Raw genomic sequence first — 23,166 nt, forward strand, 5'->3', positions numbered from 1 at the left:
TTCAATCCCCTCCCAATGCTTTAACCGCGGCACAGCGGACAAACAAGCAAAGAATCGAAGGTTTTCATGGTTGATACTCACCTCAACACCGAAGCGATCCGACAGGATTTCCCGATCCTCTCCCGCACCGTTCGGGACGGCCAGCCCCTGATCTACCTCGATTCCGGGGCGACCGCCCAGCGGCCCCTGCAGGTGTTGGACGCGGAGCGCGACTTTCTGACCAAGCACAACGCCCCGGTTCACCGCGGTGCCTACCAGCTCGCGGAGGAAGCCACGGATGCCTATGAGAGCGCCCGGGAGGCCATCGCGGCGTTCGTTGGTGCGGAAGATGAGGAGATCGCCTTCACGAAGAACGCCACCGAGGCGCTCAACGAGGTGGCCTTCGTCCTGGGGGACTCCCGTGCCGGTGAGCTGCAGGTCGAGGAGGGCGACGAGATCGTCGTCTCTGAGCTCGAGCACCACGCCAACCTCGTGCCCTGGCAGGAACTGGCGCGCCGCACTGGTGCGACCCTGAAGTGGTACCAAACCACCGAGGATGGCCGCATCGACCTGGATAGCTTGCAGCTGAGCGAGAAGACGAAGGTCGTGGCGCTCACACACCAGTCAAACGTCACCGGCGCCGTTCTGGACGTCAAGGAGGCCGTGCGGCGGGCCCGGGAGGTCGGCGCGCTCTTCGTGCTGGATGCCTGCCAGTCCGTGCCACACATGGCGGTGGACTTCCATGAACTGGATGTGGATTTCGCGGCCTTCTCCGGGCACAAGATGCTTGGGCCCAACGGCGTGGGCGTGATGTACGGCAAGAAGGAGCACCTGCGCGTCCTTCCACCGTTCCTCACCGGCGGGTCGATGATCCAGAAGGTGACGATGGAGGGCTCCACCTTCGCCGACGCTCCGCAGAAGTTCGAAGCGGGCACCCAGATGACCTCCCAGGTCGTGGGTCTTGGTGCCGCGGTGGCATACCTCAACGAGCTCGGCATGGATAAGGTCGCCGCCCACGAGCATGAGCTCACGGCCTATGCGCTGGAGCAGCTCAGCGACATCCCGGGACTGCGGATCATCGGTCCGACGGATATGCACAACCGGGGTAGCGCGGTGAGCATGGTGGTCGACGGCATCCACCCGCACGACCTGGGGCAGATCCTGGACGACCAGGGTGTATCCATCCGGGTGGGGCACCACTGCGCGTGGCCGGCCCACACCTGCCTCGGTGTGCAGGCCACGGCGCGCGCCAGCTTCTACGTCTATAACGAGAAGTGGGAGGTCGACCGGCTCGTCGAGGGCATCCGCAAGGCGCAGGAGTTCTTCGGCGTCTAGCCCCGCCGCCAGGGTGATGTCGCTCTTTTTAAGGACGTCACCGCCCTCGCGTAGCGGAAGACCTGAATCCAACTACACAACCTCAACCTTCAAAACGGTGGTGAAAGTACATGAGAATGGAACAGATGTACCAGGAGGTCATCCTGGACCATTACAAGCACCCGGAACACGCGGGTCTGCGTGAGCCGTATAACGCGGAGGTCTTCCACGTCAACACTTCCTGTGGTGACGAACTGACGCTGCGGGTGCACCTGAGCGAGGACCACAAGACGGTTCAGGACATCTCCTACGACGCCGTGGGATGCTCGATTAGCCAAGCATCCACCTCCGTGATGGCCGATGAGATCGTGGGCAAGCCGGTCACGGAAGCCTTCGCAAAGCTCGCCGAATTCGAGAAGATGATCACCTCCCGAGGCAAACTGGAGGGCGACGAGGACCTCATCGGCGACGGTATCGCCTTTAGCGGTGTCTCCAAGTACCCGGCCCGTGTGAAGTGCGCCCTGCTGGGTTGGAAGGCCTTTGAGGCCGCCGCGATCGACGCAGGCGTTACCCCACCCGAGCAGTCCGAAGACGCTTAGAAATCACCCATTAACTAACAACTCACCGTTTCTTTCACGGCACTTAAGCCCAACCCCCAAAGCGAGGAAAGCAATGTCTGAACAGAACCCTTCCAGCCCGGAGATGGACCCATCGCCGCTCAACGAGGTTCCGGAGCCACCGGCAAACCCAAGCCAGGAGGATCTTGAGCGTTACGGCAAGATCGAGGAGTGCCTGCTCGACGTCATCGACCCGGAGCTGGGCATCAACGTCGTCGACCTTGGTCTGGTATACGACATCTGGGATGAGGGCAAGACTGTCATGATCAATATGACGCTGACCTCCCCGGCGTGCCCGCTGCACGACATGATTGAGGACCAAGCGCAGACCGCGGTGCTGAGCACGCTCCAGGAGTATGAGGACCTGCAGATCAACTGGGTCTGGACCCCAGCCTGGGGCCCGCAGATGATCAACGAGGAAGGCCGCGAGCAGCTGCGTTACCTCGGCTTCTCGGTCTAATTTCGCTGCAGGCCGAAGCGTAGGTACCGCCAGGGGCGGCGATAGAGGGGGAGTAACACCGGGTGAACCCACCCGGTGTTTTTCCTTAACCGCCACATGGTTCTGGCGGTGCGCAGCCCGCTGCGCCCGGAAAGGTAAGCCAGCTGGTCGGCGGTGGACAGGGAAAAGAAGGCGGCGAAGAAGCTTTGGACGTCCTCGGTGTCGGCCTCGGCGACAAGCAGGGAACCGATCCGCCGCAGTGCCCGGGCGAGGGTCACGTTCGCCCGCCGAGCCAGCCCCATAAGATTCGCCCCACTGCGTCCTAACCCAGTGCGTTTTACCCCACTGTGACCTAACCCAGTGTGTTTCGACCGAGCCTGTGTCGCCCCCACTCGGTCGAGGAAGCCATCCACCTCCTGCAGCGCCGTACCTACCGAATAGCCGGTCGCGGGGTGGATGAAGCCGTCTCGGGCCCCGAAAGCGAGCGCCTTTGAGCCGGCAGCGGTGGTGCCCATAGGGATGGCGACGAGCTCCTCCTCCACGATCTGAAGATCATCGCGCCAACCCTCACCCTGGAGGCTTGCCAGTCGCGCCTCGAGCCGGGCGCGCAGCAAGCAGAAATCAGCGTCGGTGGGGTGGGACGTGCTCGCCAGGATCGTTTCTTCCGCGAGCCAGCCATCGGGGAGACGCTGAACGTAGAGGAAGCTTGGTTTGGCGTCGAGGGATTCCGCCGCGGGGGATGCGGTCCAGTCCATGAGAGTCGGGGTGGTCAACGGCTCTGAGAGCGCGACGTCGGAGGCGGGATGGGGGCGAAGCACGTACCCCACCGCGATCTGCCACAGTGCCCCTCGGGTGGCCGCACCGCGGCAGTCCACTGTGAGCCCCGGCAAGCCAGCGAGTTGATGCTCGGCGATGACTTCGTCGTATAGGCGCCCCTCGCTTCGCTTCACCGCCTCGGCCACAGCAGCGCGCAGCTCATCTTTGGCCATCATCCGGTAGCCAAAACCCAGCTGCTTGGTGCTCCCCCGGGGTGGGGGTCACGCGGATGGCTTCGGCGGGGGAGAAGAAGCTCCCGGCCCAGTCTGGGATCTCCGGAGCGAAGGCACCGTAGGTGGCGGGCCAAGCAGGCCATGCATCCGCCCCTGCTGCGTTTGGACGTGAACCGGGATCGTAGCCGTGCACCTGCCAACCCCGCTGCGCGGCGCGGAGCGCGAGGATCGCGCCCGCTGGCCCCAAACCAATGACGTTGATTCGGCGCGTCCCAGCGCCCCGGAAAGGGGCCGCCGGGGCTGCGGTAATTCTCCAGCTCATGCCCCCAATCTAGCTAAGGGCCGAGCAGTGTTAGGGTATTGCCTGTGATTGTGACGAAGGATCTGGAAGTTCGGGTGGGCGCACGCACCCTCCTCACCGCACCAGGCGAGCACCTGCGGGTGCAGCCGGGCGACCGTATCGCGCTGGTGGGACGTAACGGCGCCGGTAAAACCACCACGATGCGGATCTTGGCGGGGGAGACCGAGCCCTACGGTGGCAGCGTCGTCAGCTCCGGGGAGCTGGGCTACCTGCCACAGGACTCGAAGGAAGGGGACATCGAGCAGAGTGCGCGGGACCGCGTCCTCTCGGCACGAGGCCTTGACCGGATCCGGCAGTCCATGGAGCGCCAACAGGAGATCATGGAGACCGCGACGACGGACTCCAAGCGCGACGCCGCGATCCGCAAGTACTCCCGGCTGGAGGAGCAGTACCACTCGCTGGGCGGCTACGAGGCCAATGCCGAGGCGGCCCGCATCTGCGACGCTCTGGGCCTGCCGGAACGCGTGCTCGACCAGCAGCTAAAGACCCTCTCGGGCGGCCAGCGCCGACGCGTGGAGCTCGCCCAGATCCTCTTCGCCGCCACGGCCGGCTCCGGGCGCTCCAAGACCACCCTGCTGCTCGACGAGCCGACCAACCACCTGGACTCGGATTCCATCGCCTGGCTGAAGGACTTCCTCTCCAAGCACGAGGGTGGGCTGATCATGATCTCCCACGACGTCGAGCTCATCGAGGCGGTCTGCAACCGGGTCTGGTTCCTGGACGCGGTCCGCGCCGAGGCGGATGTCTACAACATGGGGTGGAAGAAGTACCTGGACGCTCGCGCCCTGGACGAGGCACGTCGACGTCGGGAACGGGCGAATGCGGAGAAGAAGGCCTCCGCACTGAAGAAGCAGGCCGATAAGTTCGGGGCGAAGGCGAATAAGGCCCGCGCCGCTAAGCAGATGGTGGCCCGCGCTGACCGGATGCTCGACCAGCTGGATGAGGTGCGCGTCGAGGATAAGGTCGCCTCGATCCGTTTCCCGAAACCCGCCCCGTGCGGCAAAACCCCGCTGTTCGCCAAGGGGCTGACCAAGATGTACGGCTCCCTGGAGGTCTTCGCTGGCGTAGACCTGGCGATCGACAAGGGCAGCCGCGTCGTCGTCCTGGGCTTCAACGGTGCCGGTAAGACCACGCTGCTGAAGCTGCTGGCCGGGGTGGAGCGCACGGACGGGGAGGGCGGCATCGTCACGGGCCACGGGCTCAAGATCGGCTACTTCGCCCAGGAGCACGACACCATCGACGGGAGCAAGTCCGTGTGGCAGAACGCCATCGACGCTTGCCCCGATGCCGATGAGCAGGAGCTGCGCAGCCTGCTGGGCGCGTTTATGTTCTCCGGGGAGAAGCTGGACCAGCCCGCGGGCACGCTCTCGGGCGGCGAGAAGACGCGCCTGGCGCTAGCTACGCTGGTTTCCTCCCGTGCGAACGTGCTGCTGCTCGACGAGCCGACGAATAACCTCGACCCGCAGTCCCGCGAGCAGGTCTTGGACGCGCTGCGCACCTACGAGGGAGCGGTGGTGCTGGTGACCCACGACCCGGGTGCCGTGCGGGCTTTGGAGCCGGAGCGGGTCATCGTTCTACCTGATGGTGTGGAGGACCTGTGGAACGACGAGTACATGGAGATCGTCGAGCTGGCGTAGGCGCCGCCGTCATTGGACGGTTAGTCGGGGAGGTAACGGCGCGGTGCTTCCGCTCTTACCAGGCCCAGCCGGCCCGCCCGAACCAGTTGCGCTCCGCAAGGTTGAAGACGGCTTCGCGCTGCTTCTGCGTCAGCCCGGAGTCCAGCTCCGCGTGGGTTTGGCCTGGGCGACGGCTGATGCCCACGATCGCCCAGCCGTTATTGTTCCAGTCATCCACCGTGGCATCCCCCTCGGAGCTCGCCATGTTGAAGCGGGAACGGTACCAGTCGGGTTTGCGGCTCATTTCGAACTCGAAGGAGTGCATCTGCCGGGTCGTGCCGTCGGGGAGAAGCACGGTCAGCGGGGCCCGGTAGTAGTAATGGAACGTCCGGCCGGAGTCGCTGGAGCTGCTGACATCAGTGCGGCAGTGATAGAACTGCCCAACGAGCGCCGGATAGTAGTCGATCCAACCATTCTTCCAAGCCGTGATGATCCGCTTACGCCGGTGAAGATCGCGCGAGATCGCGTACGCCGCGACGCACACAAAGATGCTGCCGATGATGGCAAAGAAGATGTCAATGGTGTCGAATTTATCTCTCCACGACCCGGTGGCACTCAGGTCGCTGAGCAGGAACCTGAAGCCGATCAGCGCGAAAACGCCGCCGAAAAGGCCAAAGATCAGGAAGAACACGACGCGACCGGGCAGCGAACGCAGGTATGGCGCGGGGCCTGCTCCCCGCACCGCTTCGAAGACTCCGCTGCGATCCCGCATCGGGTTGGGGGCGGCGTAGTAGTCCTCGCCTCGTTCGGGCACCAGAGGGGTCTCCAACCCAGATTTAAACTTCAATTGAGTGCGCGGCATGCGCGTCGGCTGCGTCACGGCTGTAGCCCCTCGTCGCTGTGAAGTAGACAACAAAGTGCCACCAGAATACGTAATGACGCCACCGTGGACACGAAAAAACCGAGCTGCAGCCAAGCACAGCGCCGATCTTTAGACGCTGTGCTGGTCCGCGCTCGGGAAGTTTCGCTAGTTACGGAAGCCGTGCACCGGGGCTGGGATGAAGCCACCGCGGTGGACGAAAGCATCGTTGCCCTTCGCGTTCACCGGGATGACCGGGGCGTAGCCCAGCAGGCCACCGAAATTCACCTCGTCGCCAGGCTTCGTACCTGGCACAGGGATGAGGCGAGCGGCGGTGGTCTTATGGTTCATCACGCCGATCGCAGCCTCGTCGGCAATCATGCCGGCGATGAGCTCGGCCGAGGTATCGCCCGGGATGGCGATCATGTCGAAGCCGACGGAGCAAATGCTGGTCATGGCCTCGAGCTTGTCCATGGTGATGGAGCCTTCGCGCACGGCGTCGATCATGCCCTTGTCCTCGGACACCGGGATGAAGGAACCGGAAAGGCCACCCACGCGGGAGCAAGCCATCATGCCGCCCTTCTTGACCGCGTCGTTGAGCAAGGCCAGAGCAGCGGTGGTGCCGTGGGTACCAACCTGGTCCAGGCCCATGCTCTCGAGCACGTGCGCCACCGAGTCGCCCACCTCGGCGGTCGGTGCCAGGGAGAGGTCGACGATGCCAAAGGGGACTCCGAGGCGCTCGGCAGCCATCGTGCCGACCAGCTGGCCTGCGCGGGTGATCTTGAAGGCAGCCTTCTTGATCTCCTCGGCAATCTCGTTGAGGGAGGCACCAGCCATCGGGGCGATCGCGTTGTTGACCACGCCCGGGCCGGAGACGCCGACGGAGATCACCGTGTCCGGCTCCTCGATGCCGTGGAAGGCACCCGCCATGAACGGGTTATCACCGACCGCGTTCGCGAAGACCACGAGCTTCGCGCAGGCGATGGAGGACTCGTCCTTGGTCAACTCGGCTGCTTCCTTGACGACCCTGCCCATCAGGCCGACGGCGTCCATGTTCACGCCGGCACGGGAGGTCGCGACGTTGACCGAGCCGCAGACCGCGCCGGTGGTAGACAGCGCCTCGGGGATGGAGCGGATGAGTCGCTCATCGGAGGTCGTCGCACCCTTTTCGACCAGCGCGGAGTAACCACCGACAAAGTTCACGCCCAGCTCGCCAGCGGCACGGTCCAGTGCCTTGGCGATCTCCACCGGGTTACCCTCCACACCGGCAGCGACGAGGGAGACAGGGGATACGGAGACCCGCTTATTCACGATCGGGATACCCAGCTCACGCTCGATACCCTCGCACACCGGCACCAGGTCACGGGCGCGCTCGGTCACGCGATCGTATACCGCCTGAGCCGTGGCCTCCATGGTGGAGCGGGTGCAGCCGATGAGCGAAATACCCATCGTCACCGTGCGGATATCCAGCCGGTAGTCCTCGATCATCCGGATGACCTCGAGGAAGCGGGCAGAAGAGAATTCGAAGTTCACGCCGCGCCGCCTTAAATATCGTTGATGGCGCTGAACAGGGCCTCGGACTGGATGCGCACAACCATGCCCAGCGGCTGGCCCGCGGCGTCAAAGGCCTCCTGGAGGGCACCCATATCCACGCCGGTATCCGGCAGCTCCACGCGCATGATCATGGTGAAGAAGTCATCCATGATGGTCTGGGAGACGTCGACGATATTTAGACCCTCGTCGGCTGCCGCCTTGGCGACGGCGGCGATAACACCGGGGCGATCCTTGCCGGTAGTGGTAATGATTGCATACATGTGGCCAGTATAGACCTGGAAAAATGCAGCTAGAAAAGGGGTGTAGGGTGGGCGCCATGAAAAAGCAACATGTTCTCGTCCTTGGCGCCGGCGGCAACGTCTCGCGCCACAGCATCCCGAAGCTCGTCGCAGCAGGCCACAGCGTCTCAGCGCTGGTCCGCAACCCCGATCACGTCCAGAAGCTCGTCGACGAGGGCGCAACCGCGATTGTGCGCGATCTCACGACGATCAGCACTGAGGAGTGGGAGCGCCTGCTCCGCCCATTCGATGTGATCGTTTGGTCTGCCGGTGCCGGAGGAGGCTCCGCAGAGCTGACTTACGCCGTCGACCGCGATGCTGCGATGGCAATGATCGACGCCCTCGAGTCCCTTGGGGATGCAGCCCCGTTTACCGTCATGGTCTCCTACGCGGGCGCAACCGAGGCGACGACCGAGGACGACGGCGGTTCCTGGTACGCCTACGTCGAATCCAAGAAGGCGGTCGACAAGCGACTGCTCGGTTCCACGCTGCCGTACCAGATTCTGGGCCCAACCCGCCTAACCGACGACGCGGCAGCAGGCGTCACGGTGCTGGATGGCGCCATGGACCCCGCGTCCGAGACGGCGCGCGAACTGGTCGCTGACGTCATCGTCGAGTCCGTCGGGCGCGGGGAAGCGTTTGACCGCAACCCGCTCGACTTCGAAAACGGCACGGGCGACGTCGCCGACGTCTAACTGCGAGGGCTACTCGCCGCGCACCGACTGCTCGACGAGGTCGAGCATCTTCTCGAGCTGCGTGGTGTCAGCTCCTTCGGCCATTTTCGTCATCAACCCGTCCATCACTGTCTCGAGGTAGGTCTGGATGACCTCCAGCGGAACATCGGTGCGCATCGAGACATTGTGGGACAGGCGAGCCCGGATGGCGGCATCGAGGACCTGCTGGTGCTTGCGCCACCGCGCCTCGAACTCCGGGTCGGTACGCAGCTTGCGGATCGTTTCCGCACGCGTGATGTACCAACTGTTGGTCTCCGGGTGCGTGATCATGTGCCGCATAACCTCAATGAGGCCGTGGTTCGACACGACTTCCGCGTGACGGGCGGCATCCTCCCGCACCACCGCGAGGAAGAGAGCTTCCTTGTCTGCGAAGTGGTGGAAGATCGCGCCCCGGGTCTTGCCGGTGGCTTTCTCCAGCCGGGCGACGGTCGCCCCCTCGTAGCCATATTGCGCGAAACAACCACGGGCTTGCTCGATAATCTCCCGACGACGGCGGGATAGTTCACGGTCGCTGACGATGGGCATGGCAGATTCCTTGGTTGCGCGCCCTCGATATGGGGTTTGGGGTCGCGCGGGGTCGAAGAAAAAGTTTAAGAAAAGGGGAGAGGGGCCCACCGGCTAGGCCGGAAGGCCCCTCAGCAGATGGGGAGAACTACTTGTTCTCGTCCATCATGTTGCGCAGGACGAACTGCAGGATACCGCCGTTGCGGTAGTAGTCAGCCTCGCCCGGGGTGTCGATACGGGTCACGGCGTCGAACTCAATCTTCTCGCCGTTCTCCTTGGTAGCGACGACCTTCACGGTCTTCGGGGTCTCGCCCTCGTTGAGCTTCTCCAGACCGGTGATGTCGAAGGTCTCGGTGCCCTCGATGCCCAGGGACTTCCAGGACTCGCCCTCCGGGAACTGCAGCGGAACAACGCCCATACCGATGAGGTTGGAGCGGTGGATGCGCTCGAAGGACTCTGCGATGACGGCCTTAACGCCGAGCAGCAGGGTGCCCTTTGCAGCCCAGTCACGGGAGGAACCGGTGCCGTACTCCTTGCCGCCGAGAACCACGAGAGGAGTGTTCTGCTCCTTGTAGTTCATTGCAGCATCGTAGATGTAGGACTGTGGGCCACCCTCCTGGGTGAAGTCGCGGGTGTAGCCACCTGCAACGCCGTCCAGCAGCTGGTTCTGCAGGCGGATGTTCGCGAAGGTACCGCGAACCATGACCTCGTGGTTACCACGACGTGCGCCGAGGGAGTTGTAGTCCTTGCGGGCAACGCCGTTCTCGTCGAGGTACTGAGCAGCCGGGGTGCCCGGCTTAATGGTGGAGGCAGGGGAGATGTGGTCGGTGGTGACGGAGTCGCCCAGCAGAGCCAGGACGCGTGCACCCTCGACGTTGTTCACTGCCTCCGGCTCGCGGCTCATGCCGTCGAAGTACGGAGCCTTGCGGATGTAGGTGGACTTTGGATCCCAGTCGAAGGTCTTGCCGGTCGGGACCTCCAGGCCCTGCCAGCGCTCGTCGCCCTTGAAGACGTCGGCGTAGTCAGAGACGTACATCTCCTTGGAGATGGAGGACTTGATGACCTCTTCGATCTCCTCGGTGGACGGCCAGATGTCCTTCAGGAAGACGTCGTTGCCGTCCTGGTCCTGGCCCAGCGGCTGGGTCTCGAAGTCGAAGTCCATGGTGCCGGCGATGGCGTAAGCGATGACGAGGATCGGGGACGCCAGGTAGTTCATCTTGACGTCCGGGTTGATGCGACCCTCGAAGTTACGGTTACCGGACAGGACTGCGGTAGCAGCCAGGTCGGAGCGGTTGATGCCCTCGGAGATCTCCTCCGGCAGCGGGCCGGAGTTACCGATACAGGTGGTGCAGCCGTAGCCGACGAGGTAGAAGCCCATTGCCTCGAGGTCCTCCCACAGGCCGGCCTTCTCGTAGTAGCCGGTGACGACCTGGGAACCCGGTGCCATGGAGGTCTTGACCCATGGTGCAGCCTTCAGGCCCTTCTTGCGGGCGTTGCGTGCCAGCAGGCCTGCGCCGAGCATGACGGACGGGTTGGAGGTGTTGGTGCAGGAGGTGATGGACGCGATGGCGACCATACCGTGGTCCAGCTCGATGTCCTGACCGTTGTAGTTGACGGTGGTCGGAGCGGACGGACGGCCTTCAGCACCAGCGGCTGCGGACGGGAGGTTGCCCTTGGCGTCTGCAGCGGAAGCCGGGGTGCCCTCGGCCTTGGAGGTGTCGTCCGTGCTTGGGCCTTCAGCGTCGAAGGTGCCGCCGTCCTCACCGACTGCGGTGTCGATGTAGTTGTGCAGGTCCTTGCGGAATTGGGACTTGGAGTCGGTGAGTTCGATGCGGTCCTGCGGACGCTTCGGGCCAGCGATGGACGGAACGACGGTGGACAGGTCCAGCTCGAGGTACTCGGAGTACTCGACGTCGGCCTCCGGGTCGAGCCACATGCCCTGCTCCTTGGCGTAAGCCTCGACGCGGTCCAGGGTCTCCTGGTCGCGGCCGGTCAGAGCCAGGTAGTCGACCGTCTCCTGGTCGATCGGGAACATCGCGGCGGTGGAACCGAACTCAGGGGACATGTTGCCGATGGTTGCGCGGTTTGCGAGCGGCAGCTCGGCAACACCTGCGCCGTAGAACTCAACGAACTTACCGACGACACCGTGCTGACGCAGCATGTCGGTGATGGTCAGGACGACGTCGGTTGCGGTCACGCCAGGCTGGATCTCGCCGCTGAGCTTGAAGCCAACAACGCGCGGGATGAGCATGGAGATCGGCTGGCCAAGCATTGCAGCCTCGGCCTCGATGCCACCAACACCCCAGCCCAGGATGCCCAGGCCGTTCTGCATGGTGGTGTGGGAGTCGGTACCAACACAGGTATCCGGGTAGGCCACGCCGTCCTTCTCGAAAACGGAACGAGCGAGGTACTCGATGTTGACCTGGTGGACGATACCGGTTCCCGGAGGAACGACGCGGAAGTTCTCGAAGGCGCCGGTGCCCCAACGCAGGAACTTGTAGCGCTCCTCGTTGCGCTCGTACTCGATCTCGACGTTCTTCTCGAAGGCTGCATCAGAACCGAATGCCTCGATGATGACGGAGTGGTCGATGACCATCTCAGCCGGGTTCAGTGGGTTGACCTGGTCAGCGTCGCCGCCCAGGGAGACCACTGCGTCGCGGATGGTTGCGAGGTCAACGATGCAGGCCACGCCGGTGAAGTCCTGCATGATCACACGAGCCGGGGTGAACTGGATCTCGATGGACGGATCAGCCTTGGGATCCCAGTTCGCGATGGCCTCGATGTGCTCACGGGTGATGTTCTTGCCATCCTCGTTCCGCAGCAGGTTCTCGCCAAGCACCTTCAGGGAATAAGGGAGCTTCTCCATGCCAGGCACTGCGGACAGGCGGAAGATGTCATAGCTCTTCTCGCCAACCTCCAGCGTGCCCTTCGCGTCGAAGGAGTTGATGCTTTCAGTCACTATTAGCTCCTGAGTCTCTTCTCGTAGTCGATAAGTCGCTCCGCGGCTGGAGCGCGGGGGAGCGCTCCTTAAAATTACGTCCCGGAGTTCGTCGTGGACGTAGCACGGGGAGTACACCTCTATTATGCAGGTTTTCCCGGTGACGTCTGCCACCGACATTAACAGTACGGCCGTTACGTTTAGAAATCTTTCGACGCCACTTCCCGGAAGGGCATTACCCCCGGCCACCCACAGACCGCACAGCCCCTCAAGAGAAAACTGAATTACCGGGCCGAGATGCGCGACGAGACAGCCATGATCTACACTTCATGGAACCAAACCCTCAAGTTCCCCTTTAAAGTTCCGGATGGAGTTCTTATGACCAACACTGCGTGCCCCGCAGCCACGTCACCCCATCCAGACACCGTACAGAAATTCGCCAAGCTCGGAATCGATGCGCCGCAGATCATTAGCGGCCTCGAAAAGGACACATTGTGGGTGGACCCCAAAATTGCGGATCGCGTGGAGCCTGAAACGTCGGGAATGCGCGCCGCGCTGAGTAACGCGGAAGGGGGATCGCGGATTCAGCTCGCGGTCCTCAACAGCACCCAGCTCGAGCCGGCAACTGAGCGAGACCTCGCGCAAATCCTTCACGATGCTACTTGTTCGGACACAACACTCGTGATGACACCAAAGTGGGGGACGTCGGTATCCGACATCTACCCACGCTTCACCCTGGAGCGGAACCATGAGAAGCTCCACGGCAACCTCAACGTAGACGCGGTCGAGAATTTCCTCAGCGCGATAGACGACACAGCAACACCGACGACTGCCGTCAGTAACGGCCTGCTGGGCATCATCATTCTATCGATCGCCATCACGGCCTTGTTCGCGCAGCGATCCCGCTAGCAAAACACAAGCGACTGCAACCACCGGCAGGGGATTTAGCGGCGCCATATGCTCGCACCCTCGCCCCCAAACCTTGAGTCCCTCCACGCCAGCTCACGCCCAGCGGGGCATCAGGGCAATAACAGGGGGACTGTCAGTTGATCGCGCCTTTCGGAGCTTAAGGTCACGAAACAGCAAAGAAAGACCGCACAACCGAACCGCCGAAAGTCGGGTCAACCCCAGAGGCTTGACGTACCTAAATTGAAAGTTCAGCGATTTGCAAGCCTTCTTGCACACTTCAAGCAGACACGCCATCAACACCTTAAATGTGACCCACCTCACAAATTTGCCAATTCTTTACCTTTCCGCTGGTCAAGCCATATGACATGACCAAAGTGGCGTGTGTTTAATTTGATACTTATGTGAATTGAGTCGCTCCGTTATGCATTTGTGCCCTAGGGTTTTCAACGTCATCGACTGAAACAGGAGGGCACTCGAGTTACTCGAGCTGCGCCGAAGCTTTCGGACACCCCCTGGACCGTGCTTCATCTCATGGGGAAGTGAGATAAACCGGACCGCGGGCGACCTTCCTGTGGATGTCCACCGTCAACCAGGAGATCTTTAACGTGCTATCTCGCCCGAGCATCGGCCGTATCGATACGGCAAACATCGCGCGGTCTAGTCGCACTCTTCTCGCGGTCGCTGTGACCGCTGGCATCTATGCGCACACGGCCACCGCACCCGCACTAGCAGAGGACCAGGAGTCCGTTGAGGCATACCTCGCGGACCTAGTGGACCAGACCTCCAGCAAGCAATCCGAGGTTGACAACATCCTCAACCGGATGGGTGGCATCCGCGAGGCGGCAAATAAATCCCGCGTGGACCTGGAGCGCAGCCAAAAGGCCGCCCAGGAGGCGCAGGATAAGACGCTGTCCGCGCGCAAGCGACTAGACAGTGCCGAAAAGGACGTCAACACTGCCCAAGAGAAGCTAAACGAGATCGCCCGCTCTGCATATAAGCAGGGAGGCCACACAGCTCCGGTAACTCTCGCTGCGGGAGGCGATTCCGCAGCGTCCCAGTTGGATCGCGCCAGCTATGTTCGTCTCGCAACCGAAAAGCAGCAGGGCGTAGTCAACCGCCTGGACTTGTCACGCACCCAGAGCGCAAACGAAGAATCTCGTCTTCGCGCATCCCGCGAGGCCGCGGATAACGCAGTCCAGAATGCAGTCAAGGCGCATCAGACTGCCGTGGAAACGCTGCGCAATTCGCAGCAGCAGCTGCAGACGATCTCCGCGGAGTACCAGAAGCTCAAGCGTCAGGCCGAGCAGGCTCAGGCGAAGCTTCGCGCAGCCAAGAGCGCGATCGAGACGCTGGCAAACCAGAAGCCGAAGGCGTCCTCCTTCGAAAAGCGCGCCGCTGCCGAGAAGGCCGCAAACCTGGTCGAGGAGAAGGCGGAGAAGGACTCCGCTAAGAGCTCCGAGCAACCAGATACTCCACAGCAGAACACGCCACAGACCGAGGAACCAGCCTCCGGAGACAACACCGCTGAGACTACTGCTGCAACGACTGAAACCCAGGCGCCGTCCGAGGCGCCTACGCCGGACACCGCGGCAACTACTGCGCCAGAAACCCCCGCAAGCTTCGAACAATCCAGCTCTGGTGACGATCACCGCCAGAAGGCCATCGATGGTCTGATCGCTGCTGGCCAGGACGCCTTCCGGGCGGGCGCCACTGCCGCCGCCAACGGTCAGGACCGTGCCGGTGCGCTGCGTGCTGCTGGTGAAGCGGGCCGCAACACCGCCGGCCAGCACTACGATCAGCTCGTCGCTAACGCGGGCAATGCACAGAGCACGCAGACCACTCCGGCTACCAGCGAGGCGCCGTCGCAGAACCAGACGACGACCCCTACCGAAGCCGCGCAGGAGCCAGCTGAGCAGCAGGCCGAGCAGACCGCAGAGGCAGAGACCCCGGATCAAAGCGACAACCCGGCTCAGCAGGCAGAGTCCCAGGGCATTCTGATCAATCCGGAGACCGGCCTCCAGGAGGAGCGCCCCGGCGAGATGCCACCGGTCACGGCACCTGATAACGACAACCTGCCGTCCGCGGACACCACCGTCGACACCAGCGGTACCGCTGAAGAGAAGATCGAGCGTGTGATCGACCGCGCGATGAGCCAGCTCGGCGTGCAGTACGCCTGGGGCGGCGGAAACGCCAATGGCCCGACGCTCGGAATCCGCGACGGGGGTGTGGCGGACCAGTATGGCGACTACCAGAAGATCGGTTTCGACTGCTCCGGTCTAACCCTCTACGCCTTCGCCGCAGTGGGCCTGGATATCGGCCACTACACCGGCTACCAGTACAACCAGGGCCGCAAGATCCCGGTCTCGGAGATCAAGCGTGGCGACATGCTCTTCTGGGGACCGAACGCCGAGTACCACGTCGCGATCTACCTCGGCGACGGGAAGATGATCGAGGCCCCGCAGTCGGGCGATGTGGTCAAGATTTCCGACGTTCGCTACAACGGCATGAGCCCCTACGCGGTGCGCATGATCGAGTGATGAGACGCTAAATGAGCTCCTGCGGAACTGCTCCGTTAGTCAAGTTATTCGCCTTGACTAACGGAGCAGTTCTCGTTGCGCATAATCCACTGCCGTCATGCGCGCAACCCGCACTGCCCGCCCCAGCGGCAGGAGAAAAGGATCGAGGCTTGACTGAGGCGCAGAGTCGCGCGCGACATCAATGATGGCCGCGACATAGTCGGCACGGGCCATGAGCTTCTCCGCGCGCGAAGGAACGTTCACGGGCAATCCTGGCACGCCGAAAGCATCGCTCAGCGCCCCGACCAACATCCGTGGACCGACCGAACCGGTCGGCCAGCGAACGATCACCCCGCTGGATTCGATCCCCGCAACCGCCCGGTCCGTCGCTTGCCGCAACATTGCATCCGCGTCGCCCGGCCCGTTGGTTGGCAGTTGCGGAGCTCGCCCCTCAGCGGTGTACCAGTGCCAGTAAATCACCGAGGAATCAACGATCTCAGGCACGGCGACGTGGTGGACGAGCGGGTCTTCGTCCGCAAAGGAGATCCCCGCACCCGCCGCGGCGACCGCCGCAGCGGCCTCCCCAACCGGCAATGGTGGTGGATCACCCATCCCAGCCAGCGCCAAATTCACCAGCGGCCGGTGCTCTAGTCCGACGGGAGCCCCGTCAGTGACTGCGCGCACGGTCTTAAGGAGGTCAATCAATCCGGTGGCCTCATCCGCCTCTGTGGCGGTGCTTGAGACAGACCCGCTGGCCTTTGCGAGAACCCGGTGGTGGCGTCCCTGCACCGCATGGAAGGAGTCGATCACCTCGTCGGTGCTAATGACCCCGTGCAGCCACCACGCCAGCCATAGGGACGTGTTCTGCACTGGAGACCACAGCTGGCTGCGGATCAGCCGTTTCGTTTCAGCGTTAGGCATTGCGCCACCGACATCTTTCATTCGCCTTAGCCTAAGCTTGACAGCCATGAGCTTCAACAATCGCGACCCTTACTCAGGCGACATTCTTAAAGGTCACGCCCGCACGAAACGGCCACAGTACCCGGAGGTGCCCGCCGAGCCGGGGCTGATCATCGAAGTTCTCGCCGATGATTTCGTGGGGGAGGTCGTCGGTGGGGAGAAGACGATCGATGGTTGGTGCGTGAAGCTTGAAGACCGCCATGGCGCCCAACGCCTCTTCCCGCTGCGCCCCGGCGGCTTTCTCCTCGAGGGGCAGCGGGTCAGCCTCAGCCGGTACGTCGCGCCCCGCGAGGTGCCCGTCGAACCCACGATCTCCAATTCCGGCTCCCGCCGGGTGGCTAACGTCGAAGCAAAGGTCGCCGCCCCCTCCCGCATCTGGGTGGAGGGAATTCACGACGCCGCGATCGTCGAACGCGTCTGGGGGCACGACCTGCGAGTCGAGGGCATTGTGGTGGAGTACATCGAGGGCTTGGACAACCTCCACGAAAGGCTCGCTGAGTTCCAGCCAACCGCCGATCGGCGCGTCGGCGTGCTCGCCGATCATCTGATCGAAGGCACCAAGGAGATGCGGCTCGTTCAGAGCCTTGGCCCCCACGTGATGGTCACCGGCCACCCGTATATCGATATCTGGGAGGCCGTGAAACCGTCCTCAGTTGGAATCAAAGCTTGGCCACACGTGCCGCGTGGGATCGATTGGAAGACAGGGGTGTGCCAGCAGCTCGGCTGGGGAACCCCACAGGATGGCTGGCGGAAGGTCTATTCCTCTGTAAAAACCTTCCGGGACCTCGACTCCTCGCTGCTGGGGGCAGTGGAGCGGCTCATCGACTTCGTGACGGTCGGGGGATAGCGAACCCTTATATCCGCGGGGCGTTCCTAGGTCGCTCGGTTGGCCCCCACGCGGGTTCAGCGCCCCTGGCAGTTGCCTCAGTCCCGGTGCGAGTTAGCCCAGCTCGTCCACGCGGGCGAGCATGTGCACCGCAAGGTTCCACCCGGCCTGCTCGGCCTGCCAACCCGCAGAAGCAAGCCGTTGGCTCATCGCCTGCTTGGAGATCCCGACGACCTCCGCAGCCTCCGACTGCGAGTAACCAGACCGCAGAAGGGCGGTAGCCTCACGTCCCTCCTTTGTCCGCCGCGCCAACACGTGGGCGATGAGGGTAAACGCGGCGGCAATATCTTCAGCAACCTCCGTGCCCTTGCCTGGTGCCTGTGTGTGATTTGAGCCAGGCAGTTCCAGCCGAACACTCACCTCACCAGCCCGCTGCCGGATGCGGACCGCTCTCCGCGCGACCTCGCCAGTAGCAGCCATCTGCTCGTACGGCGCCAATTCCTCCCAGTCCTCAGCGCTTTCTGGGTAGAGCTCGACCATCGTCACGGTGCGTCCGATACCAATGGCGAAGTCCCCGGCCTGGATCAGGCTTAAAACGACCGCGAGTGTCTCCTCAGCCCCCTCGGTGTGGCAGAGCAGGTCCTCGACACCGACCTGTTCCACGTTCAGCACAGAGTCCGCGTTAGCGAAGGCCTCGGCGACCTCCTCGACGTATTCCGCCCGCCGGCGGGAGCGGCCACGGTAGGAAGCGAAAATTGCGAACACTGCTGCTGTCTAGGCTTTCTTAATTGGGGACTGCGGGACTCTAGCTGCGTTCCTGCGACGGCAGGGAGACATCAAACGGGACGGCGCGTGTGCGTCGATGAACACCATTCTAGGACCTGCTGCCGACGAGCTTGCGCCAAAGCCAGGCCTCACGGGACGCGATAGCCAGTCCCACCAGCATCAACAGGGCCGAGGCCACGAGCCACAGCATCCGTGAACTAGGGTCCAGGTGCTGGGAGGTGAGGCTATTGGTCGCAATGATGAGCCCCACAGTATTGGGAGCGCTGCCCACCACCGTGGCGAAGAGGAAACCGGGCAGGGGTACACGCACCAGGCCGCAGGCGTAATTTAGCAAGCTAAACGGCACCGCTGGCACGAGCCGAAGCCCCAGCACAGCCAGCCAGCCACGCTGTTCAATCAGTTTGCGCAAGGTTGCCACGCGCGGGTCGGCACCGTTCTCGGCCGAACTCCACCGACCACCGACGCGGCGGAAAATCAGCACGGAGATGGTGGCTGACAGCGCGAGCCCCAGGAACATCAGGGTAATACCCAGCAACGGGTTGAACATCAGCCCCGCGCTCAGCGTCCAGACTGTGCGAGGGAACGGAAACTGGGTACACAGGACCATCAACACCAGGTATGCCAGTGGCGCCCAGGGGCCGGTTGACCCCACCCAGTCGCGGATGGTGTGCGGGGAGGGCAGAGGGATGAAGAAGAGGCAGGCGATCACCGTGAGCGCGGCGAGGAAGAGACCGATCTGAGCCCTGGTTCCCAGCTGCGCCCAGCGCTCGCGAAGATGGGTCAGCACTTGAGGGCGCCCCTTCCAGCCACGTGAGATCCAATGAAAAATCGCCCCGCTTGGTTCAAGCGGGGCGAATCTCTGGTGTCCGGAGGGGGACTTGAACCCCCACGCCCGTTAATAGGGCACTAGCACCTCAAGCTAGCGCGTCTGCCATTCCGCCACCCGGACAGGGTAAGCATGCACTGCGATTAGATACCTTAGCACCTAGGCCGTGCGTGCTTGAAACACTCTATCCAGCTTATGAAATTAAAACAAATTGGCTGGTCAGGGCATTAAAGTTCCGAAAAATCATGCGTGGAGCAAAAGATTGTTCGGTAGACTAAACAGCATGACTCTTAACCCAGAAGATGCTTCAACTCACGCTTCCTATGTCGACGAGCGCTTCCCGGGTCCGGACCCGTATGCGCCACTAGCCGACCTGCCCACGCTGAAGGTCACCAGCGAGACCTTCGCCGACGGGGACCGCCTCCCGGAGGCACAACTTGGCGGCAACGATGTCTCCCCGCAGCTCAGCTGGGAGCCGGGTCCGGAGGGGACCGAAACCTACGCAGTCACGTGCTTTGACCCGGATGCGCCTACCGCCAGCGGCTTCTGGCACTGGGCCGTCTTCAACATCCCCGCCTCCGTGACCAGCCTCCAACTCGACGCAGGCGATGACGAGCTCGCTGGCCTGCCAAAGGGAGCAACAGCACTGCGCGGAGACTCTGGAAGCCGTGGCTACTACGGCGCCATGCCCCCGGAAGGCCACGGCCCGCACCGCTACCTCTTCGCGGTGCACGCCGTCGGGGAGAAGCTGGACATCAGCGACTCCGCAACACCGACCGTCCTGGGGTTCAACCTTCAGTTCAAGGCTTTGGCGCGCGGCATCCTGTGGGGTTGGGCGGAGAATTAAGCCCCCACACAAGAGCTCATCGCGTGGGGGCTGCTTAGAGCTCCTTCCACTCCAGACCCGAGCCCACCGCTTCGGAGATATTCCGCAGGCCGTGGGCTCGAATTTGTGCGGCCACACCCCGGTGGATCTTCGAGATCCAGTTGGGGCCGCCATAAATGAAGCCGGTGTAGCCCTGCAGCAGGCTTGCACCTGCCGCGATGCGCTCCCAGGCCTGCTGCGGAGTCTCGATGCCGCCCACACCGATGAGCACGAGCTTGCCTTCCGCACGTGCCGCGATGCGACGTAGCACCTCGAGGGAGCGTTCTGCCAGGGGAGCACCCGATACCCCGCCCGCACCAAGGGAGCGAACCCACTGCGCGTCGGACTTCAGGCCCTCTCGGCTGATCGTCGTATTCGTCGCGATCAGGCCGGTGACACCCAGCTCAATGGCCAGATCGGTCACGGCGTCGATGTCCTCATCGGAAAGATCCGGCGCAATCTTAACGAACAGGGGAAGATCGGCCTCCTCCTGAACAGCCGCGACGATGGGACGCAGCGAATCCACGGCCTGCAGGTCCCGCAACCCCGGCGTATTCGGGGAAGACACATTGATCACCAGGTAGTCAGCAACGTCCTTCACCGCACGCGCGGACTCCCGGTAGTCGTTAGGCGCGAGCTCCGGTGGGGTGATCTTCGCCTTGCCCAGGTTCACACCCACGGGCTCTAGGCAACGGCGACGGGAGAGGCGCTGTGCAGCGGCAATCGCGCCGTCGTTGTTGAAACCCATGCGGTTGAGGATCGCGCGGTCCTCAGGAAGTCGGAACAACCGTGGGGTCGGGTTGCCTGGCTGCGAAACGCTGGTCAGCGTGCCAAGCTCCGAGTAGCCAAAGCCGAGCGGACCCCAGATGTGGAACTCCTCGGCGTTCTTATCGAAGCCGGCAGCCAGGCCGAGAGGCCGATCAAAGCGGATACCGGCCACCGTCTGGGAGAGCACTGGATCGTCGACGACAAGCGCGCGGCGGACCGCAGCGCAGGCCACCTGCGAGTCAGCGATCCGACGGAAAACGCCCGACAGCATGCCGTGAATTCGCTCTGGCGGGATACGGAACATCAACTTCAGCAACTTGTCATATGCCGAGCCCGAAAGGCGCTCGAAGCGAGGGGAAGTTGGGGTGTGGGCCATGGCAGTCTCCTGAATTGTGTTGTGATGGACGTGGTTTTCTGTGGCGACCAGTGGGCTACTGGTCCTCGTGAATCACGGGGAAGTCCTCGGCCCCTGGAACCCCACGCTCAACGGTGGCATCAAGGTCCGCGGCCGACACCTGCTGGGTTGTCCCATCCGCACCGAAGAGCAGCATGTCGCCGCCGGGGGAGTCCAGGATGTGACGCACGTTCGCGATGGAGTCGAAGCTCGCTACCTGGATCGGGGTGCCGCTATCGATGCGGTAGCCGGTGACCTTGTTATCGCCGGTGGTGGAGACCCAGGCGATCTGGCGCTTGCCGTCCCACAGGACTGCCCAGGGGCTCTTGCCGGTGGGGGCGGCCTGGACCTGGCGCACCACGTCGTTCAGAGTGAAAACCTGGAATTGATCCTGCACGGTATCCGCCGCGATGAAGATCCCTTGATCCCCTCGGCCAACGCTGGTCAGGCCAACTCCCTGGCCGATGCGCAGGGCACCGCGCGGGCCGTTAGTAGCGAGATCGATGTCGGTGATGCTGGTCTGGTCGCGGTCGATTACCGCGAGCCTTTCCTCACCGTGTTCGTTGTTGACGTGGACGAGGTCATCGAGGCTACGACTGACGACGATGGACTCCGATTCTCCGAGCTGATCGCCGGACGGGGAGTAGTAGTTCAGCTTGTTCGAGCCCTTGAATCCAACGAAGACCCGGCCGTCCGTCGTGGCGGTGGCCACCGTGGGGGTGCCGTCGACGCTGTACTTCTTCAGCTGCTTGCCGTCGGTGCCGTATTCGTACAGCTCGCCTTCACAGGCAAGCATGACGCCGTCGGCCGAAGGCGTGACCTTCGTGCATTTCTCCGGCACGTCGATCTTCTTCGCCTCTCCCTCACCAGACAGCTCGGTTAGCGTGCCGATGCGCAGCGTGGACGCGCTCAGTGCCGCCACCTGCTTGGTTTTCGGATCCAGACCGATCTGGGAAACGTCGATGACCTCGCCAGCATCGCTATTCTTCTTCACTTCACCGAGCGGGTCCTTCGCAGTCGGGGAGCCCGCCGGGGTGGCAGGGGTGCCGCCCTTCGGCGCCGATTCCTTGGCTGCTGATCCCTCCGGCGCGCTGTTATCTGCCGTGTCCTCGGTGGCACAACCTGCCAGCCCGAGCCCAAGGGTGGCTGTCACCGCAGCTGCCCACGTCAGAGGTTTCTTCCAAGCCATCGCGTCATCGCCTCGTTTACGCCAAACACGCTTACCTGCATTCATCAGGTAGTACGCTACCAGCCGATGTGGGTGGGTCGGTGTATCGTCCTAAAGCATGCCTACCGAAATGTCTTGGCTGCAGACGATCGTGCTCTCGATCGTGCAAGGTCTCACCGAGTTTCTACCCGTTTCCTCCTCCGGCCACCTGCGGATTGTCTCCGAGCTGTTCTGGGGAGCCGACGCGGGCGCCTCCTTCACCGCCGTGATCCAGCTCGGCACGGAGCTGGCGGTGCTCGTGTACTTCGCGAAAGATATCTGGCGGATCCTCACCGCGTGGTTCGCGGGCCTGGCGGATAAGTCCCGGCGGAACCACGATTATCAGATGGGGTGGATGGTCATCGCCGGCACCATCCCCATCGCTGTGCTGGGGTTCTTTGGTAAAGATCTGATCCGCGACCAGCTCCGTAACCTGTGGATCACCGCTGCCATGTTGATCCTCTTCTCCTTCGTTTTCATTCTTGCGGAGAAGGTTGGACGTCGACGCCGCTCCTTCGACGAGCTGACCATGCGCGATGCGGTGCTCATGGGTTTGGCCCAGTGCCTCGCCTTGATCCCTGGGGTGTCCCGGTCGGGCGGTACGATTTCCGCCGGTCTGTTCCTCAACCTGGACCGCGAGGTCGCTACGCGGTTCAGCTTCCTGCTGGCGATTCCCGCTGTGCTGGCCTCTGGTATTTTTTCGCTCGGGGATGTCTTCGATCCGGCAGCAGGCCAGGCGGCAAGCGGAGGCCAACTGGCTGTTGGCACACTGATCGCCTTCCTCGTCGGATACGCCTCTATCGCCTGGCTGTTGAAGTTCGTGTCTAACCACAGCTTCGCCTGGTTCGCGGCCTGGCGAATCCCGGTCGGCGTGCTGGTGATGGTGCTGCTGGGCGCCGGAGTTTTGCAGCCGTTATAGTGGGTAAC

General features: G+C 63.0%; 22 protein-coding genes and 1 tRNA gene. 10 read left to right on the plus strand and 13 right to left on the minus strand.

Annotated elements, in window-relative coordinates; genetic code table 11:
• Positions 1 to 66 precede the first annotated feature (66 nt).
• The 3 genes from CU_RS05090 to CU_RS05100 all read left to right on the plus strand — a co-directional run bounded on the left by CU_RS05090 (position 67) and on the right by CU_RS05100 (position 2,370).
• A complete protein-coding gene (locus tag CU_RS05090) occupies positions 67 to 1,314 on the plus strand; it encodes a cysteine desulfurase (protein ID WP_012360258.1) in 1,248 nt (415 codons plus the stop codon).
• 110 nt (positions 1,315 to 1,424) lie between these two features.
• A complete protein-coding gene (gene sufU, locus CU_RS05095; protein ID WP_012360259.1) occupies positions 1,425 to 1,892 on the plus strand; it encodes a Fe-S cluster assembly sulfur transfer protein SufU in 468 nt (155 codons plus the stop codon).
• A 73-nt stretch (positions 1,893 to 1,965) separates the two neighbouring features.
• Entirely contained in the window at positions 1,966 to 2,370 is a 405-nt protein-coding gene (locus tag CU_RS05100) for a metal-sulfur cluster assembly factor (RefSeq protein ID WP_012360260.1), read from the plus strand.
• Here CU_RS05100 and CU_RS05105 read toward each other — a convergent pair.
• Together CU_RS05105 and CU_RS10615 are read right to left on the minus strand one after the other, a co-directional pair.
• On the minus strand, positions 2,367 to 3,341 hold the full coding sequence (locus tag CU_RS05105; protein ID WP_012360261.1) for a lycopene cyclase family protein: 975 nt from the start codon (positions 3,339 to 3,341) through the stop codon (positions 2,367 to 2,369). The two genes, CU_RS05100 and CU_RS05105, sit on opposite strands and share 4 nt — an antisense overlap.
• Complete coding sequence (locus CU_RS10615) at positions 3,325 to 3,660, minus strand: hypothetical protein (RefSeq protein ID WP_012360262.1); 336 nt, start codon at positions 3,658 to 3,660, stop codon at positions 3,325 to 3,327. Before CU_RS10615 ends, CU_RS05105 begins: the two co-directional genes overlap by 17 nt.
• A gap of 44 nt (positions 3,661 to 3,704) precedes the next feature.
• Here CU_RS10615 and CU_RS05110 point away from each other — a divergent pair, with 44 nt between their 5' ends.
• Entirely contained in the window at positions 3,705 to 5,336 is a 1,632-nt protein-coding gene (locus CU_RS05110) for an ABC-F family ATP-binding cassette domain-containing protein (protein WP_012360263.1), read from the plus strand.
• 55 nt (positions 5,337 to 5,391) lie between these two features.
• Here CU_RS05110 and CU_RS05115 read toward each other — a convergent pair whose 3' ends face one another.
• The 3 genes from CU_RS05115 to CU_RS05125 form a co-directional block, all read right to left on the minus strand.
• Positions 5,392 to 6,195, minus strand: a complete 804-nt coding sequence (locus tag CU_RS05115; protein ID WP_041628476.1) for a hypothetical protein — start codon at positions 6,193 to 6,195, stop codon at positions 5,392 to 5,394.
• A gap of 147 nt (positions 6,196 to 6,342) precedes the next feature.
• Positions 6,343 to 7,707: a PFL family protein gene (locus tag CU_RS05120; RefSeq protein ID WP_012360265.1), complete on the minus strand. Its 1,365-nt coding sequence runs from the start codon at positions 7,705 to 7,707 to the stop codon at positions 6,343 to 6,345.
• Positions 7,708 to 7,718: 11 nt separating this feature from the next.
• On the minus strand, positions 7,719 to 7,988 hold the full coding sequence (locus tag CU_RS05125; protein WP_012360266.1) for an ACT domain-containing protein: 270 nt from the start codon (positions 7,986 to 7,988) through the stop codon (positions 7,719 to 7,721).
• Positions 7,989 to 8,044: 56 nt separating this feature from the next.
• Between CU_RS05125 and CU_RS05130 the strand changes: the two genes are divergently transcribed.
• Positions 8,045 to 8,701 (plus strand): NAD(P)H-binding protein, encoded by a 657-nt coding sequence (locus CU_RS05130; protein WP_012360267.1) that lies wholly within the window; start codon positions 8,045 to 8,047, stop codon positions 8,699 to 8,701.
• 9 nt (positions 8,702 to 8,710) lie between these two features.
• Here CU_RS05130 and CU_RS05135 read toward each other — a convergent pair whose 3' ends face one another.
• On the minus strand, positions 8,711 to 9,265 hold the full coding sequence (locus CU_RS05135) for a TetR/AcrR family transcriptional regulator (protein WP_012360268.1): 555 nt from the start codon (positions 9,263 to 9,265) through the stop codon (positions 8,711 to 8,713).
• Between the two features lie 127 nt (positions 9,266 to 9,392).
• Positions 9,393 to 12,203 carry an aconitate hydratase gene (locus CU_RS05140; protein WP_015381637.1) on the minus strand — a complete coding sequence of 937 codons (2,811 nt, stop codon included), beginning with the start codon at positions 12,201 to 12,203 and terminating at the stop codon, positions 9,393 to 9,395.
• Between the two features lie 357 nt (positions 12,204 to 12,560).
• On the opposite strand from CU_RS05140, the gene CU_RS05145 reads away from it, so the two are divergent.
• Together CU_RS05145 and CU_RS05150 are read left to right on the plus strand one after the other, a co-directional pair.
• Positions 12,561 to 13,091 (plus strand): Rv1476 family membrane protein, encoded by a 531-nt coding sequence (locus CU_RS05145; protein ID WP_012360270.1) that lies wholly within the window; start codon positions 12,561 to 12,563, stop codon positions 13,089 to 13,091.
• Between the two features lie 575 nt (positions 13,092 to 13,666).
• A complete protein-coding gene (locus CU_RS05150; protein WP_012360271.1) occupies positions 13,667 to 15,628 on the plus strand; it encodes a DIP1281 family NlpC/P60 protein in 1,962 nt (653 codons plus the stop codon).
• A gap of 57 nt (positions 15,629 to 15,685) precedes the next feature.
• Here CU_RS05150 and CU_RS10780 read toward each other — a convergent pair whose 3' ends face one another.
• On the minus strand, positions 15,686 to 16,588 hold the full coding sequence (locus CU_RS10780) for a hypothetical protein (protein WP_012360273.1): 903 nt from the start codon (positions 16,586 to 16,588) through the stop codon (positions 15,686 to 15,688).
• Here CU_RS10780 and CU_RS05160 point away from each other — a divergent pair.
• Positions 16,575 to 17,414 carry a DUF3097 domain-containing protein gene (locus tag CU_RS05160; protein WP_173362315.1) on the plus strand — a complete coding sequence of 280 codons (840 nt, stop codon included), beginning with the start codon at positions 16,575 to 16,577 and terminating at the stop codon, positions 17,412 to 17,414. The two genes, CU_RS10780 and CU_RS05160, sit on opposite strands and share 14 nt — an antisense overlap.
• A gap of 93 nt (positions 17,415 to 17,507) precedes the next feature.
• Here CU_RS05160 and CU_RS05165 read toward each other — a convergent pair whose 3' ends face one another.
• The 3 genes from CU_RS05165 to CU_RS05175 all read right to left on the minus strand — a co-directional run bounded on the left by CU_RS05165 (position 17,508) and on the right by CU_RS05175 (position 19,128).
• Entirely contained in the window at positions 17,508 to 18,158 is a 651-nt protein-coding gene (locus CU_RS05165; protein WP_012360274.1) for a hypothetical protein, read from the minus strand.
• Positions 18,159 to 18,267: 109 nt separating this feature from the next.
• Positions 18,268 to 18,966 (minus strand): TVP38/TMEM64 family protein, encoded by a 699-nt coding sequence (locus CU_RS05170; protein ID WP_012360275.1) that lies wholly within the window; start codon positions 18,964 to 18,966, stop codon positions 18,268 to 18,270.
• A gap of 73 nt (positions 18,967 to 19,039) precedes the next feature.
• A tRNA-Leu gene (locus CU_RS05175) sits at positions 19,040 to 19,128 on the minus strand.
• 160 nt (positions 19,129 to 19,288) lie between these two features.
• On the opposite strand from CU_RS05175, the gene CU_RS05180 reads away from it, so the two are divergent.
• Positions 19,289 to 19,852: a YbhB/YbcL family Raf kinase inhibitor-like protein gene (locus tag CU_RS05180; protein WP_041628478.1), complete on the plus strand. Its 564-nt coding sequence runs from the start codon at positions 19,289 to 19,291 to the stop codon at positions 19,850 to 19,852.
• Positions 19,853 to 19,886: 34 nt separating this feature from the next.
• Here the strand turns inward: CU_RS05180 and CU_RS05185 are convergent, their stop codons facing one another.
• Both CU_RS05185 and CU_RS05190 read right to left on the minus strand, forming a co-directional pair.
• Entirely contained in the window at positions 19,887 to 21,014 is a 1,128-nt protein-coding gene (locus CU_RS05185) for a quinone-dependent dihydroorotate dehydrogenase (RefSeq protein WP_012360277.1), read from the minus strand.
• 55 nt (positions 21,015 to 21,069) lie between these two features.
• Positions 21,070 to 22,266, minus strand: coding sequence for a YncE family protein (locus CU_RS05190; RefSeq protein ID WP_231837610.1), 1,197 nt, complete (start codon positions 22,264 to 22,266; stop codon positions 21,070 to 21,072).
• Positions 22,267 to 22,318: 52 nt separating this feature from the next.
• Between CU_RS05190 and CU_RS05195 the strand changes: the two genes are divergently transcribed.
• Entirely contained in the window at positions 22,319 to 23,158 is an 840-nt protein-coding gene (locus CU_RS05195) for an undecaprenyl-diphosphate phosphatase (protein ID WP_012360279.1), read from the plus strand.
• Positions 23,159 to 23,166 lie beyond the last annotated feature (8 nt).

This window comes from Corynebacterium urealyticum DSM 7109, assembly GCF_000069945.1.
Taxonomy (GTDB): Bacteria; Actinomycetota; Actinomycetes; order Mycobacteriales; family Mycobacteriaceae; genus Corynebacterium; species Corynebacterium urealyticum.

What these genes read in the sequence shown, in the direction of transcription:
- sufU (WP_012360259.1), top strand. Translation starts at nt 1,425, where the DNA reads ATGAGAATGGAACAGATGTACCAGGAGGTCATCCTGGACCATTACAAG.
- CU_RS05190 (WP_231837610.1), bottom strand. Translation starts at nt 22,266, where the DNA reads ATGAATGCAGGTAAGCGTGTTTGGCGTAAACGAGGCGATGACGCGATG.
- CU_RS10615 (WP_012360262.1), bottom strand. Translation starts at nt 3,660, where the DNA reads ATGAGCTGGAGAATTACCGCAGCCCCGGCGGCCCCTTTCCGGGGCGCT.
- CU_RS05125 (WP_012360266.1), bottom strand. Translation starts at nt 7,988, where the DNA reads ATGTATGCAATCATTACCACTACCGGCAAGGATCGCCCCGGTGTTATC.
- CU_RS05090 (WP_012360258.1), top strand. Translation starts at nt 67, where the DNA reads ATGGTTGATACTCACCTCAACACCGAAGCGATCCGACAGGATTTCCCG.
- CU_RS05130 (WP_012360267.1), top strand. Translation starts at nt 8,045, where the DNA reads ATGAAAAAGCAACATGTTCTCGTCCTTGGCGCCGGCGGCAACGTCTCG.
- CU_RS05135 (WP_012360268.1), bottom strand. Translation starts at nt 9,265, where the DNA reads ATGCCCATCGTCAGCGACCGTGAACTATCCCGCCGTCGTCGGGAGATT.
- CU_RS05150 (WP_012360271.1), top strand. Translation starts at nt 13,667, where the DNA reads ATGTCCACCGTCAACCAGGAGATCTTTAACGTGCTATCTCGCCCGAGC.
- CU_RS05180 (WP_041628478.1), top strand. Translation starts at nt 19,289, where the DNA reads ATGACTCTTAACCCAGAAGATGCTTCAACTCACGCTTCCTATGTCGAC.
- CU_RS05160 (WP_173362315.1), top strand. Translation starts at nt 16,575, where the DNA reads ATGAGCTTCAACAATCGCGACCCTTACTCAGGCGACATTCTTAAAGGT.
- CU_RS05145 (WP_012360270.1), top strand. Translation starts at nt 12,561, where the DNA reads ATGACCAACACTGCGTGCCCCGCAGCCACGTCACCCCATCCAGACACC.
- CU_RS05105 (WP_012360261.1), bottom strand. Translation starts at nt 3,341, where the DNA reads ATGATGGCCAAAGATGAGCTGCGCGCTGCTGTGGCCGAGGCGGTGAAG.
- CU_RS05100 (WP_012360260.1), top strand. Translation starts at nt 1,966, where the DNA reads ATGTCTGAACAGAACCCTTCCAGCCCGGAGATGGACCCATCGCCGCTC.
- CU_RS05195 (WP_012360279.1), top strand. Translation starts at nt 22,319, where the DNA reads ATGCCTACCGAAATGTCTTGGCTGCAGACGATCGTGCTCTCGATCGTG.
- CU_RS05185 (WP_012360277.1), bottom strand. Translation starts at nt 21,014, where the DNA reads ATGGCCCACACCCCAACTTCCCCTCGCTTCGAGCGCCTTTCGGGCTCG.